7 protein-coding genes are annotated in these 15,577 nt (G+C 41.4%); all 7 read left to right on the top strand.

Annotated elements, in window-relative coordinates; all coding sequences use genetic code 11:
• Positions 1–122 precede the first annotated feature (122 nt).
• The 7 genes from pepN (at position 123) to ACROAE_RS06545 (ending at position 15,325) form a co-directional block, all read left to right on the top strand.
• Positions 123–2,681: an aminopeptidase N gene (gene pepN, locus ACROAE_RS06515; protein WP_432400182.1), complete on the top strand. Its 2,559-nt coding sequence runs from the start codon at positions 123–125 to the stop codon at positions 2,679–2,681.
• Between the two features lie 95 nt (positions 2,682–2,776).
• Positions 2,777–2,992, top strand: coding sequence for a DUF2835 domain-containing protein (locus ACROAE_RS06520; protein ID WP_432400183.1), 216 nt, complete (start codon positions 2,777–2,779; stop codon positions 2,990–2,992).
• Between the two features lie 316 nt (positions 2,993–3,308).
• Positions 3,309–5,357, top strand: coding sequence for a DUF1302 domain-containing protein (locus ACROAE_RS06525; protein WP_432400184.1), 2,049 nt, complete (start codon positions 3,309–3,311; stop codon positions 5,355–5,357).
• Positions 5,358–5,370: 13 nt separating this feature from the next.
• Complete coding sequence (locus tag ACROAE_RS06530; protein ID WP_432400185.1) at positions 5,371–6,735, top strand: DUF1329 domain-containing protein; 1,365 nt, start codon at positions 5,371–5,373, stop codon at positions 6,733–6,735.
• A 52-nt stretch (positions 6,736–6,787) separates the two neighbouring features.
• Complete coding sequence (locus ACROAE_RS06535; protein ID WP_432400186.1) at positions 6,788–7,798, top strand: WD40/YVTN/BNR-like repeat-containing protein; 1,011 nt, start codon at positions 6,788–6,790, stop codon at positions 7,796–7,798.
• Positions 7,799–7,846: 48 nt separating this feature from the next.
• Positions 7,847–10,153 carry an efflux RND transporter permease subunit gene (locus tag ACROAE_RS06540; protein ID WP_432400187.1) on the top strand — a complete coding sequence of 769 codons (2,307 nt, stop codon included), beginning with the start codon at positions 7,847–7,849 and terminating at the stop codon, positions 10,151–10,153.
• 327 nt (positions 10,154–10,480) lie between these two features.
• Entirely contained in the window at positions 10,481–15,325 is a 4,845-nt protein-coding gene (locus tag ACROAE_RS06545) for an NAD-glutamate dehydrogenase (protein ID WP_432400188.1), read from the top strand.
• Positions 15,326–15,577: the final 252 nt, after the last annotated feature.

Consider the following 15,577-nt stretch of genomic DNA (forward strand, 5'->3'; position numbering starts at 1 on the left):
TAATAAAATTAATATCGATATGTTTTACCGAATTTAACGAACGGTGTAACTGCCTGGTTATATTTGTTTAACGGTACGATAAGCACTGCGACATCAATGAGTTTGTTCGAAAAGGATCCTGTATGAGCCAAGCACAAGAAAAACACCTAAAAAATTATGCCAAGCCAGTATTCACCATTACCCATGTTGATCTTAATGTCATTTTAGATGGCAAAAACACCAAAGTGACAGCGACAAGTAAAGTGATCCGTAATGGTGATCACCAACACGAGTTGGTATTAGAAGGTGAGCAAATATCATTAAGCTCGGTTAAATTGAACGGTGTGGCTGCAAATTATCGCCAGCATGATAACCAGTTATTTATTACCACAGATCAAGCTGAGTTTGAGCTAGAAGTGATTACCTTGTTAGATCCTGAAGCAAACTCAAGCCTTGAAGGTTTGTACATGTCTGATGGCGCTTATTGCACTCAATGTGAAGCTGAAGGTTTCCGCCGCATTACCTACTTTTTAGATCGCCCTGACGTGCTAGCCATTTATACCGTTCGTATTGAGGCCGATAAATCAGCGTTTCCTTTTTTATTAAGTAACGGTAATTTGGTCGACAAAGGCGAAATGCCGCGCTCTGGACGTCATTTTGTTAAATGGCATGATCCATTTCCGAAACCGAGTTACTTGTTTGCCCTTGTCGCGGGCGATTTTGATGTATTAAATGACAGCTTTACTACGCAATCAGAGCGCGAAGTTAAACTTCAAGTTTTTGTTGATAAAGGTAATTTGCACAAAGCTGATCATGCAATGGCATCATTAAAAAAATCGATGAAGTGGGATGAAACACGCTTTGGCTTAGAATATGACTTAGACATTTATATGATTGTTGCTGTTGATTTCTTCAATATGGGCGCGATGGAAAATAAAGGTTTGAATGTGTTTAACACTAAATACGTCCTTGCCGACACAGCCAGTGCCACGGATGATGACTATCACGGTATTGAGTCGGTTGTGGGTCATGAATATTTTCACAATTGGACGGGTAACCGCGTCACTTGCCGCGACTGGTTTCAATTAAGCTTAAAAGAAGGTTTAACGGTATTTCGTGACCAAGAATTCAGTTCAGATGTTGGTTCACGCGCAGTGAACCGTATTCAAGCGATTCGTGTCATGAAAAACCAACAGTTTGCTGAAGATGCAGGACCAATGTCGCACCCTATTCGTCCAGAAAGTGTCATCGAAATGAACAACTTTTATACTGTAACGGTATATGACAAAGGTGCTGAAGTGATCCGTATGATGCACACCATTCTAGGCGAAGAGGGCTTTCAAGCTGGAATGAAGTGTTATTTTGAGCGCCATGATGGTCAAGCTGTCACTTGCGATGATTTTGTCAATGCTATGCAAGATGCCAGCGGTAAAGACTTAACCCTATTTAGACGTTGGTATAGTCAAGCGGGTACACCTGTGGTGACGGTAACCGATAAGTTTGATGCTGATAAAGGTGAATATCATTTAACGGTTGCTCAACAGGTTGTCTCTAAAGGGGTAAAAGGTCAAACGTTACACATCCCATTTAGTATTGAGTTGTTAGACAGTGCAGGGAACTCGTTAGTTAATAAAGTATTGGATGTCACTAAATCCATTCAAACATTTGTGTTCGATGAAATAAGCTCTGCACCAACACCTTCTTTGTTACAGGATTTCTCAGCCCCTGTTAAATTAGTTTATGACTTTACCATTGAAAAGCTAGTGCATTTAATGCGCTATGCAACAAGTGAAGTTGCGCGTTGGGAAGCATCGGTGCAATTAGTCAGTCAAACGATTTGGGCTAACATTGCCCAGTTGCAACAGCAGCAAGTGATGACCGTCGACAGTCGAGTTATCGAAGCATTTAGGGGTATTATTTTAGATGTTAATATTGATCAAGCGCTTGTAGCTGAAATCTTATCTATCCCATCTGCTTCAGCGCTAATAGAACAAGTTGATACTGTTGATTTAGACGCCCTTGCAAAAGCCAGAGAATTTGTCGTCGAAGAGTTAGCCACCGCATGTGAAGATGAATTATTAGTACGCTATCGCGAGCTGGCTAATATCGATGATGCAGGTGCTCGTGCATTTAAGAATATAGCGCTAAGTTTACTGTGTCAGGTATCTGATGTGCATGAGAGCTTGGTCGAAAAACAATATTATGCAGCGCAAAATATGACTGATTGCCTTGGTGCATTAAAGGCAGCGGCCACCGCACAACTAGCTTGTTTGCCTGCTTTGTTAAGTGACTTTGAATCGAAATGGCACTCTACGCCATTAGTCATGGATAAATGGCTCACCTTGCAAGCGCTTATCAATAGTGATGATGTGATTGAGCACATTAAACAGCTAACTAAACACAATAGCTTTAGTTTCTCTAATCCCAATAGAGTGCGTTCATTAATCGGTGCGTTTGCAGCAGCGAATACGTATCAATTCCATCGTGCAGATGGCGAAGGTTACCGCTATTTAACTAAAATCTTAGTTAAATTGAATAAAAGTAACCCACAAGTTGCCTCGCGAATGATTACTCCGTTAATCCAATTTGCTAAATTTGACGTTAAAAGGCAGGAGTTAATGAAGCAGTGTTTGCAAGAGCTCAAAAATCTGCCCGATTTATCGAAAGATTTATACGAAAAAGTCACTAAATCGTTGGCTTAATAGTTGTCGTTTTACTGTCATCTTATTAAGATTAACGGATGACAGATTAGACAATAAGAAAGGAGAGCTTGCTCTCCTTTTTTGTGGAGAAAACAATGGAATTATACTTTTCTTTGAATGTAAGTTACGACGCTTTTTTACCGTACTACCAAGGGCTTGCTGAAAAAGTAGAAGTGCGTGATCAGCATGGAAGAGTGTTGCACATCAATGGTAAGTATTTTAGAACATTTCTAACCCCTCAAGGGATACAAGGTAAGTTCAAATTATTGTTAAATAATGATGGGAGCTTTAAATCACTGAATAAAATTTAGAGTATATACTCCAAACGTTTGATTGATTCATGTTATGGTAAAGTGAATAAGATGATTATTTATAAGTGTATGAAAATAAACTTTTTTCATTAGTGGTTCATTCTTTGTAAACATTTCTATTATCTCAATTCAAATATAAGCGTGTTTTTTTCGATGCTATTGAACCGGACATCGTTCATTTTCTTAAACATTTTCTTTTTTTTGACCTTGCTCAATATAGTTAAATGCTGTAACAATGGTGTTGCCTGTGGGCTAACAAGATGTTGGTTTTAATTCCTATAACAACTAATCCAACAGGTTACGGAGATGAACTAAAATGAATATTGTTAAAAAAAGATTTAACAAGTCGGCTCTCGCTTTGGGGGTGGTGTCGGCATTATGTTTGGGTATGAGCACTTCAGCCTCAGCAGTTTCGTTTGATTGGGGTGATGTTCAAGGAACATTTGACTCAACATGGACAGCAGGTGCAAGTTGGCGCGTATCTGACCGCGATTGGAGTGGTCAAATTGGCAAGGTAAACCAACCCCAATTTGATTGGTCTGGCTATTCTGCTTTTGGTGGTGCGTTTGGTTCAACCAAATACACATCGGCTCAAATTTGGGACCAGTCTGGTTCATACTCGAGCAACAACGATTTAAGTAATTTATTATATGCCAAAGGTGATACTACCTCTGAGATTGTAAAAGGTCTGCATGAGTTATCACTGAAATACGAAAATTACGGTGTATTCCTTCGTGGAATGTATTTTTATGACCGTAAATTAAACGACGGCACTTACGATTTTAATGACCCGTTAACGGGCCAAAAGTTTGACCCATGTGAAGATAGCGAAGCATCAGAAGTGCAATGTAAAGACATTCGCTTATTAGATGCGTTTGTTTATGGTAACTGGGATTTAAATGACGGTGCTAATCCATTAAGTGTTCGCGTCGGTAGCCAGGTAGTGTCATGGGGTGAAAGTGCACTGATCTCTCATGGTATTGCTGAAATCAACGCGGTTGATTTAAACATCCTTAATGCACCAGGTTCAGAACTTAAAGAAGCATTTCGTCCTCAAGGGATGGTATGGGCTTCTTTAGGGTTAACTGAAAACCTCAACGTTGAAGCTTTCTATCAATATGAGTGGCAGGGTATTTGGGTTCCTACACCAGGGTCCAACTTTGCAACCAATGACTTTGCCGGTTTTGGTGGCTACAGTCAAAATGCACAGTTAGGGTTTAACTCTAACCCTGATATTAATCAAGACTTCTTAATATCTGAATATTCTCGTTTATACGAAGCGGCAGCAGCGACAGGGTTTAACCCTGCATATGCGGCCTACATGACGGCATATTCAACTAAAGTTGCGTTGGTGCAAGATGCTGCAGATCCAAGTGATGATGGCCAATATGGTATTAAATTAGGTTATTACTCTCCAGAATTAGGCGAAACTGAGTTCGGTTTGTACTACATGAACTACCATAGCCGTCGTCCAATCATCAGCGGTTCAGCCTCTAACTTTACTGCAGAAGCGATTGGTCGTGATTATGGTCGATTAGCCGCGAGTGGTGGAAACATCGACCGCGATTTACTGCTGAGCATGGAAACGTTCACTAAATCACAAATTGTTTATCCTGAAGATATTCAATTATATGGTTTCAGCTTTAACACGTTAGTCGGTGACACATCTGTTGCGGGTGAAATTGCGCATCGTGTTGACGAACCATTACAAATCGATGATGTCGAATTACTGTTTGCTGCAATGCCTCAACAGCTAGCAAATGCGGGTTTACGTCCAGATTTAGACGGCATTTCTCAAATGGATGTTCCTTTACCTGGAGAAACTGTTGATGGGTATATCACTCGTGATACCACTCAGGCACAAATGACGTTCACTCATTTATTTGGCCCAACATTAGGTTTAGATAACTTAACCATGCTAGCAGAAGTGGGCGGTGTTTGGATCCATGACATGCCAGGGTTTGATGAGTTGCGTTTAAGTGGCCCAGGTACGGCACGTTCTGGTGGTAATCCAGATATGCCGGGCATTATTGAAGCGTTACACAATGGCCCAGAAACGAATCCATTCCCAACAGATTTTGCTTGGGGTTACCGTCTAGTGGCTAAAGCTGACTTTAACAACGTGTTTGCTGGGGTAAACATGTATCCACGCATCATTTTCTCTCATGATGTTAAGGGTATCACGCCTGATCCTATGTTCTTATTTACAGAGGACAGAAAGTCAGTAGCGATAGGTCTAAACTTTGATTATCAAAGTCGTTGGGGCGCGGACATTTCTTACAACAACTTCTTTGGTGGTGTAGGAACAACAAATGCGATGACTGACAGAGATTACATCTCTTTAAACGTCAAGTATTCGATTTAAAAGGATAATTATAATGAAGAAACTGACGATATTATCGGCAGCAGTGATTATGGCACTCGGTGCACCTGCTGCGCTGGCGAAAGTATCACAAGCTGACGCTGACAAATTAGGCACAACCTTGACTCCTTTAGGGGCTGAAAAAGCGGCGAATGCCGATGGTTCAATCCCCGCTTGGGACGGTGGTATTACTAAGCCTGTTGCGGGTTATACCAAAGGAATGCATCATCCTGATCCATTTCCTGAAGATAAAATACTATTCACCATCTCTAACGCGAATAAAGCGCAATATGCTGAGTTTTTAACGCCAGGCCAAAATAAGCTATTTGAGCTTTATCCTGATACGTACAAAATGAATGTGTATCAAACACATCGTAGTGCATCTGTACCTCAGTATGTTTACGATGCAACCAAAAAGAATGCCGTTAATGCTGAATTAGTTTCACAAGGTAATGGTATTTCTGGTGCAACAATTGGCGTCCCTTTCCCTATTCCAGCAACGGGTTTAGAAGTGATTTGGAACCATATTTTGCGTTATCGTGGTGTGGATGTAGAGACTTATCGTAGCCAAGCAGCACCAACGTCTAGCGGTTCTTATACGCTTGTTGAAAATGCTGAAGAAATTCGTTTTGAGTATACTCGTCCAGACATCACGTTGGATAAACTTAAAGAAACCAATACCTTGTTTTATTTTAAACAAGTGGTTACACAACCTGCTCGTTTAGCGGGTACTGCTTTGCTAGTAAAAGAAACCATGGACCAAGAGGCATTACCTCGTCAAGCATGGACTTACAACACTGGGCAACGCCGTGTTCGTAAAGCGCCAAATGTAGCATTTGATACGCCAGGCACAGTATCAGATGGATTAAGAACTACAGATGACTTCGATATGTTTAACGGTTCTCCTTCACGTTATAACTGGGAACTTGTTGGCAAAAAAGAAGTTTATATTCCTTACAATGATTACAAGCTGCATTCAGACAAATTAAAGTATGACCAAATTTTAAAACCTGGTCATATCAATCCTGAATATGCACGTTATGAAAAACATCGTGTTTGGGAAGTGAAAGCAACGTTGAAAGACGGTATGCGTCACATCTATAAATCTCGCGTATTTTATATTGACGAAGATTCATGGCAGGTATCATTAACGGATATGTACGACAACCGCGATGAGTTATATCGTGTTGGTGTGGCACATACCATTAACTACTATGATGCATTAACGAATTGGAGTACGTTAGAAGTATTCCATGATTTACAATCACGTCGTTACTTAGCAATGGGATTAGATAACGAAGGCCGCATGTACAACTTTGATGCGTCACTTTCAGAATCTAACTTTACCCCAGATGCGTTAAGACGTGCCGGTATTCGTTAATTAGCCGTAAAATTGGGGCGCTTAGCGCCCCTTCATTGTTAAGGAAGTTTGTATGACGTTTAGCATGCTTCGCAGTGCAGTGGCGATTGGGATTAGTGCATGTTTATATACTGCTTCAGTCAATGCCCAATTAGACCCACTAACTGTTCAAATTCAGCCTTTAGCTCAATCCTCATTATTACTTGATATTGCCAATGCGGGCGACCATCTCGTTGCCGTAGGGCAACGTGGTAATGTGCTATTACTTAAAAATGGTCAATGGCAGCAAGTTGCTACACCTGTATTAACTCAGCTAACTAAAGTGTTTTTCTTCGATGCTAAGAAAGGCTGGGCTGTTGGCCATGATGCGACAATTATTCATACCGAGGACGGTGGTGAAACTTGGTCGTTACAAATGCAATCAACGGAGATTGAAAAACCCCTTTTAGATGTGCGTTTCTATACGGCTAATGACGGTATTGCTGTGGGGGCCTACGGATTATTTTACCGTACTGCTGATGGCGGTAAAACCTGGCAAGACGAATTTCATCAAGAGTTACTCTTTGAAGAAGATATTGCTTACTTAAATGAGCTGAAAGCTGAAGATGAGGCTCTTTATTTATCTGAACGTTCTGCCTTATTGCCGCATTTTAATCGTTTGATCCGCCTAGCTGATCAACGTTTATTATTGGTAGGTGAATTAGGGATGGTTGCCGTTTCAGAAGATAATGGCCACACCTTTAGTAAAGTCGATTTTGATTATGATGGATCAATGTTTAATGCCATTCAGGTGGGTGACAACATTTACGTGATGGGGCTGCGTGGTCATGTGTTCAAATCAGATTTAAGTTTATCAGAGTGGCAACAAGTTGACTTACCTGTTGAATCGTCAATCAATGGGGCGCTTGTTACTGCAAATAATGAACTATACCTTGTGGGAAATGCTGGGGTTGTATTGTCTATTGATGATACCAAAGCTGAAATCGTCACTCGACGCCAAGGTGAAAACATTGTGGCAATTGCGAAGGACAGTAAAGGCCAGTTATGGTTTGCCGGTTCTAAGGGACTGTTCCAGCTTAACTAACCTTACGGTTAGATTGGATTATAAAACAACAATAATAGGGCCGATAAGATGTTAGAAAAACTGGTCAATGGATTCGAATCTCATTTATTCCGTAATCGGAAATGGGTCATTATTTCATTTATTTTTATTACCTTTTTTTTAGGTTACCAAGCCAGCCAATTAAAAATGGATGCGGCTTTTAGTAAAAATATTCCGCTTAACCATTCGTATATGCAAACTTACACCAAACACCAAAAAGATTTTGGTGGTGCTAACAGCATCATGGTGGCGGTTGAAGATACGAGTGGCAATATCTTCAACCCGGTATTTTTTGATGCACTTAAAAATGTGCATGATCAATTATTTTTTATTCCGGGTGTAGAACGTTCACAAGTTAAATCGCTTTTTTCACCCTCTACCCGTTTCACCGAAGTGGTTGAAGACGGCTTTGCCGGTGGTCCGGTGATCCCAGCTGATTTTCGTAATGATGATTACAGCTTGAAAATTGTTCGCGACAACATTGAAAAAGCAGGCATTGTCGGTCGACTGATCGGTAACGATTATACTTCTGCAATGGTGTCTGCACAGTTGATGGAGTTTGACCCACAAACGGGGAAGGCCATTGATACCATTGCGTTTGCCAACCAATTAGAACAAGAACTGCGAGGCAAGTTTGAAAACGATAAGATAAAAATCCATATTATCGGTTTTGCCAAGATGGCTGGGGATGTTGCAGAGGGCGCCAAAGGCGTACTGCTGTTTTTCTTAATTGCCATCGTCATCACAGCGGTAATGGTTTACCTGTTTTCTAAATCCATCATGTTAACCATTTTACCTTTAGTGTGTAGTTTAGTGGCGGTTTGTTGGCAGTTAGGCTTATTAACTGTGGTTGGGTTTGGCCTTGATCCCATGTCGATTTTGGTGCCCTTTTTGGTATTTGCAATTGGTGTGAGTCACGGGGTACAGATGATCAACGCTGTGCGTCGCCGTGTACTTGACGGTCAGAGCACAAAAGCGGCCTCAGCGTCAGCATTTCGCAGTTTACTGGTGCCCGGTGGCGTCGCGCTTTTATCCGATACGGTTGGTTTTTTAACCCTGTTAGCGATTGACATCGGCATTATTCGTGAGCTTGCTATTTCTGCCTCGTTAGGTGTGGCAGTGATCATTTTAACCAACCTTATTTTATTGCCATTGGTGATTTCATATTTTGAATTACCTAACAAGCAAGAAAACCCAGAAAAGCGCCAGAAGATTGAAAATATGTGGCGTTGGTTATCAAACTTTGCCACGCCGAAATATGCTGTCATTGTGTTGATTTCAACTGCAGTGTTGTACGGGATTGGTTTTCAGCAAGCGACTAAGATGAAGATTGGTGATTTACAGGGCGGTGCACCCGCACTTCATCAAGACTCTCGCTATAACCTAGACACGTTCTTCATCACTGACCATTTCTCTATCACTACCGATGTGATGACAGTGATTGTTGAAGCAACACCTGAAGCCTGTACTTACCACTCTGTATTAACTCAAATTGACCAATTTGAATGGATGGTTGCCAATACTCCGGGTGTTGAATCTACCGCAAGTTTGGCTTCTGTGGCCAAAAAGGTGAATGCAGGCTTTAACGAAGGCAATCCTCGTTGGGAAATATTACCGCGCACTACTGCAAGCTTGGTACAAGCTGTGGGACAGGTGCCGACAACCTCAGGTTTGTTAAACGGTAATTGTTCAGTCATGCCTGTGTATTTGTTCTTAAAAGATCACAAGGCGGAAACCATTGAAGTTGTGGTCAAGAAAGTAAAAGCGGTTGCGGCAGAACTTAATAGCGACACATTACAGTTTAAACTGGCTTCGGGTCCTGTTGGTGTTATGGCGGCGACGAACGAAGCCGTCAGTGAAGCACAGCTTCCAATGATGTTGTATGTTTATGGCGCGGTGTTTGTATTGTGTTTAATCAGCTTTAAATCACTTAAAGCCACAGTTGCAGTCATTATACCGTTGTACGTAGTGTCAACGTTAGCCCAGGCGTTAATGACTTTACTCGACATTGGCCTAGCGGTGAGTACTTTACCGGTTATTGCACTTGGTGTCGGAATTGGTGTTGATTACGGTATTTATATCTTATCGACAATGTCCAATAAACTGACAAATGGTATGCCAGTACAACAAGCTTACTTTGAAGCATTAGTCGAGCGCGGTAGTGCGGTGATATTTACCGGGTTAACGTTAGCTATTGGTGTGAGCACTTGGTTCTTTTCAGACCTTAAATTCCAAATGGACATGGGAATTTTGCTTACCTTTATGTTTTTAGTAAATATGTTAGGGGCAATTATTATTCTTCCAGCACTTTCGGCTATGTTCTGGCGAAAAAAGTAAATAAAACATGTAATTAAATAAAAAAGGGAGCTTAGCTCCCTTTTTTATTTTGCATAGTTACTCTATGCAAACGACTTAAATGTCATTTTAAACGCTAATCTATGCTGACGACTGGATTTATAGAGGATGTACCACTAAAATTTTCCTCGATATAGCAGCAATTTAGTAATAAACTTTGCACCAGATCTCAGATATGAGTTTCTTTTGTAAAACGCAAAACAGTAGTTTACGTGATAAATACAAATGACTCGGACCGACCGAATCAACAAGCCGAAGCATCCATATAATGATAAAAGCGCTGCCATAGACGCTTAAGGAATCTGCAACATGGCCTTGAAAGATGCAATGCCTTCTGTACTACTTGAAAACGTAGTCAACTTAATTCACACAAAAATCCCTAATTCTCAAGCCAAACAAGTGGAGCAATTTGCTAATTGTCTCTATGCCCATATGTCAAAAGACGATCTCAATGCGCGAAATGACAGTGATTTATATGGTGCAGTTGTTAGCCTGTGGAATGCCCTTAATAAAACATCACCAGATAAAACCCATATCCGGGTGTTTAATCCAAGCCAAGCAAAACACGGCTGGCAGTCAACACATTCTGTGATTGAAGTGATTCAATCTGATATGCCGTTCTTGGTTGACTCATTAACCATGGCGCTAAACCGCATGGGCATAACGGCTCATGTGATGTTACATACGCCATTGGCTGTGATCCGCGACAACAATGCTGTCACCGATGTGTCATTTTTAAATGATGCAGCAGAAGACAGCGGCAATGTTGCGGTATTTTTGATTGAGATTGATAAGCAAAACAGCGATGCCGACATTAAAATTATAGAAAAAGAAATACAGTCGGTACTTGCAGATGTTGCAGCCTCAGTCAATGACTGGCAGTTAATGACAGATAAATTAACTGACACGATTAAACAATTGCCTTCACGGCCATTTCCGGGCAACAAGGCCGAGTTACAAGAGTCGATTGATTTTTTAAATTATTTAAACAATCACCATTTTACTTTGCTTGGCTACCGTTATTACGACTTAAAGCGCGTTGAAGGCGATGTAGAGCTTGTACCTGATTTAGACTCAAGTCTTGGTTTAATGCATCGCTCTAAAGCTACTCACAGTGAGCGTGGCCTTTTACTGTCAACCTTGTCTGACTCAGCACGTAAAGAAGCCTTAGATGAAACGTTATTAGTGTTGACTAAGAGCTCAGCCAAAAGCCGGGTACATCGCCCTGCTTATGTCGATTATGTCGGCGTTAAGCGTTTTGACAAAAAAGGCAACGTGATTGGTGAAGACCGTTTTATCGGTTTATACGCTTCTAATCTTTATAACCGCAGCCCGCGTGAAATCCCTTTATTGGGTGAGAAAGTGCAACGTATCCTTGATAATTCAGGGCTTACACCGCGCTCGCACGATTATAAAGCGTTGATGAACATTCTTGAGAATTTACCTCGTGACGAACTAATCCAGGCTAAAGATCATCAGCTTGCTAATATGGCCCATGGCGTATTAGAAATGCAAGATCGAGATAAGCTTAAGTTATTTGTTCGCAAAGACGGTTTTGGTCGCTTCTTATCGTGCTTAGTTTATGTATCAAAAGACCGTTACAACACTAAGTTACGTCAAGACACACAGCGTATTTTGGCACAACACTTCAAAAGTAATGAAGATGTTGAGTTCACCACGTATTTCTCCGAGTCGACTTTGGCTCGAACTCATTACATTATCAAAGTTGATAATAACGATATGGATGTTGATGTGGCCGCGATTGAAAAAAATCTTATCGAAGCAGCTCGCTCGTGGGATGATAAATTACACACGGCATTAAATAATGCCCTTGGTGAGCAAGCGGGTACTGGCTTAACGAAACGTTATTTAAATGCGTTCCCGCCAAGCTATAAAGATGACGTATTGCCAAGCTCTGCCGTAGTCGACATGCAGCACTTAGAAGCATTAGACGACGACCATAAATTAGGTATGTTGTTTTATCAGCCACAAGAGTCAGCATTAAACGACAACAAAGTTCGTTTAAAATTGTTCCATAAAGACGAACCAATTCATCTATCAGACGTATTACCAATGCTTGAAAACTTTGGTCTACGCGTAATTAATGAACGTCCTTATGAAGTGAAAACCAATGACGGGGCCACGTTCTGGATTTTAGACTTCTTAATGACAGTACAAGGTGCTGCTACAGAGAATCTTGCTGACAGCCAAGACCGTTTCCAAACGTCATTGTTACAGGTGTGGCAAAAGAAACTTGAAGATGATGGCTTTAACCGCATGGTATTGTCGACAGGCCTTAGTGGTCGTGAAGTCTCTATTTTGCGTGCATATGCTAAATATATGCGTCAAATCGATGCAACATTTAGTCAGTCATACATTGAAGAAACGTTCAGTCGTTATCCAAAGTTAGCTGATTTACTGGTGAAAATGTTCATCCGTAAATTCAATCCAAAGTTAAAAACACGTACTTTGAGTAAGTTCCTAGAACAAATCAATATCCAGCTCGATGACGTTTCAAGCTTAGATGATGACCGTATTATCCGTCGTTACTTAGATTTAATTAACGCGACATTACGGACTAACTTCTACCAAACCGCAGTGGGTGGTTTAGCGAAAGACTACATTTCATTTAAGTTTGCACCAGGCCTCATTCCTGAGATGCCTAAACCGTTACCGAAGTTTGAAATATTTGTTTATTCACCTCGTGTTGAAGGCGTGCATTTGCGTGGCGGTAAAGTTGCGCGTGGTGGCTTACGTTGGTCTGATCGTCGTGAAGACTTCCGTACAGAAGTATTAGGTCTTGTCAAAGCCCAACAAGTTAAAAACACCGTTATTGTGCCTGTTGGTGCCAAAGGTGGCTTTGTCTGTAAACAATTACCGACAGAAGGTGGCCGCGAGGCTTACTTTACTGAAGGTCAAGAGTGTTACCGTATCTTCATCCGTGCATTGTTAGATATTTCTGACAACATTATTAACGGTGAAGTGGTTCCACCTGTTGATGTGGTTCGTCACGATGAAGACGACGCATACCTTGTTGTTGCAGCTGATAAAGGTACCGCAACCTTCTCTGATATTGCCAATGCCATCGCAGTTGAATACAACTTCTGGTTAGGTGATGCGTTTGCATCTGGTGGCAGTAACGGTTATGACCATAAGAAAATGGGTATCACTGCCCGCGGTGCATGGGAATCGGTTAAACGTCACTTCCGTGAAATTGGCGTAGATTGTCAAACTACACCATTTAGCTGTGTGGCTATCGGTGACATGGCGGGTGACGTATTTGGTAACGGGATGCTGTTATCTGAGCAAACTCAATTAGTCGCCGCATTTAACCATATGCACATCTTTATTGACCCGACGCCAAACATTCCAGAAAGCTATGCTGAACGTCAGCGATTGTTTGTATTACCGCGCTCAAGCTGGGAAGACTACAACGCAAAATTGATTTCTAAAGGCGGCGGAATATTCTTGCGTTCTGCTAAGTCAATTAAATTGACTCCAGAAATCAAGCAGATGCTTGCTACTGACAAAGACACCATGAACCCAACAGAGCTGATGAAAGAACTACTGAAAATGCCAGTAGATCTGATTTGGAACGGTGGTATCGGTACTTATGTTAAGTCGAGCAAAGAAACCCATGCAGAAGTGGGTGACCGTGCTAATGATGCATTACGTGTGAATGGTAAAGAAGTTCGCGCGAAAATCATTGGTGAAGGGGGTAACTTAGGTTGTACCCAATTAGGCCGTATTGAATACTGTGCTAACGGTGGCCGCATGAACACCGATTTTGTTGACAACGTTGGTGGAGTCGATTGCTCAGACAACGAAGTGAACATTAAGATTTTCTTGAACACCTTGGTTGCAGAAGGTGAGTTAACGGTTAAACAACGTAACCGCTTACTGGAAGAAATGACAGATGAAGTCAGCGACATTGTGATTCAAGACTGTAAAGACCAAACTCGTACTATTTCGGTAACTCAAGTACATGGTGTATCACAGCTTAAAGAGCAAATTCGTTTTATTCAGTACCTTGAAAAAGACGGCAAGCTTGACCGTGCTCTCGAGTTTTTACCAACAGATGATGACTTAGCTGAACGTTTAGCCAACGGCCGAGCATTGACACGTCCAGAGCTGTCTGTATTAGTCGCTTACGCTAAGATGGTGCTTAAAGAGCAATTAGTGACGCCAGAAATCACTGAAGATGCCTATTTAAGTAAATTGTTAGTGGCTTATTTCCCTAAGAAGTTACAAGCTAAATATGCTGACAGAATGACGGCTCATCCACTGCGTGGCGAAATTATTGCCACCTCTTTAGCTAATGAATTAGTTAACGATATGGGCTTTAATTTTGTACAACGTATGCAAGATGAGACCGGTGCAACAGTTGCCGAAGCGGCTATTTGCTATACTATGGCGCGTGAAGTGTTTGGCCTTGATGAGCTAACAACATCAATTACAGACTTAAATGGCGTTATTCCTGCACACGTGCAAGGTGAGATGCTGCATCAGTTACGTCGTAATATGCGCCGTGCCTGTCGCTGGTTCATTCGTCATCGCAATCGTGCTCAGGATATTGTGCAAACAGTGGCCTTCTTTAAGCCAGTATTTGAACAGCTTAAAGCCAACGTTGACCAATATATGATTGCTGCTGAAGTGAAAGCCATTTCTGCTGAAATCACTGCGCTAACTAACCAGAATGTACCTAAAGCTGTCGCACAAGTTGTGGCAAAAATGAGTACCTTATTCTCTGCGTTAGACATTGCGCAAATCGCTCAACTTGAGAATAAGACTCTCGAGTTAGTTTCTGAAACCTACTTTAAATTGGGTGCAAAAGTTGAATTACATTGGTTCTTAGAACAAATCAGTGCTCAACCCGTTGCAAACCATTGGCAAGCGCTTGCGCGAGCTGCATTTAGAGAAGAGCTAGATTGGCAACAGCGTGCGTTAAGTTCTGCAGTATTACGTACCTGTACTGATACCTGCGATGCTGACAGTGTGATTAACGAATGGATGACATTAAACAAGCCATTGCTTGAAAGATGGTATCACATGCTTTCAGACTTCAAGGTCTCACAAACTCATGAATTTGCTAAGTTCTCAGTCGCCCTTAGAGAACTGAACTTGCTGATTTTGCATTGCGAAGGTCAGAAGTAGTTTTATACCCAAACAACCTGGAGATGTTCGATTTCAGCAAGAATTTACACACGTTTAAGCAAGGCATGGATTGCGGTTAATGGTTGTTCCCTTTCCAAAATCAATAACGCAGCATAAACGTGTGTAAAACTTGCCCATTGGGAGTTTCACCGTGTTCCCACTACGTTGTTGCGTTAATTCATAAGGTACCTACATTACCGTATTAACGCGCCTAGTATTGAAAACACGGTGAAGCTCTGAAACACGTATCTT

The organism is Shewanella sp. MF05960 (assembly GCF_050849305.1).
Taxonomy (GTDB): domain Bacteria; phylum Pseudomonadota; class Gammaproteobacteria; order Enterobacterales; family Shewanellaceae; genus Shewanella.

Excerpts from the sequence above, each read along its gene's own strand:
- ACROAE_RS06525 (WP_432400184.1), top strand. The coding sequence starts at position 3,309 with ATGAATATTGTTAAAAAAAGATTTAACAAGTCGGCTCTCGCTTTGGGG.
- ACROAE_RS06545 (WP_432400188.1), top strand. The coding sequence starts at position 10,481 with ATGGCCTTGAAAGATGCAATGCCTTCTGTACTACTTGAAAACGTAGTC.
- ACROAE_RS06535 (WP_432400186.1), top strand. The coding sequence starts at position 6,788 with ATGACGTTTAGCATGCTTCGCAGTGCAGTGGCGATTGGGATTAGTGCA.
- ACROAE_RS06540 (WP_432400187.1), top strand. The coding sequence starts at position 7,847 with ATGTTAGAAAAACTGGTCAATGGATTCGAATCTCATTTATTCCGTAAT.
- pepN (WP_432400182.1), top strand. The coding sequence starts at position 123 with ATGAGCCAAGCACAAGAAAAACACCTAAAAAATTATGCCAAGCCAGTA.
- ACROAE_RS06520 (WP_432400183.1), top strand. The coding sequence starts at position 2,777 with ATGGAATTATACTTTTCTTTGAATGTAAGTTACGACGCTTTTTTACCG.
- ACROAE_RS06530 (WP_432400185.1), top strand. The coding sequence starts at position 5,371 with ATGAAGAAACTGACGATATTATCGGCAGCAGTGATTATGGCACTCGGT.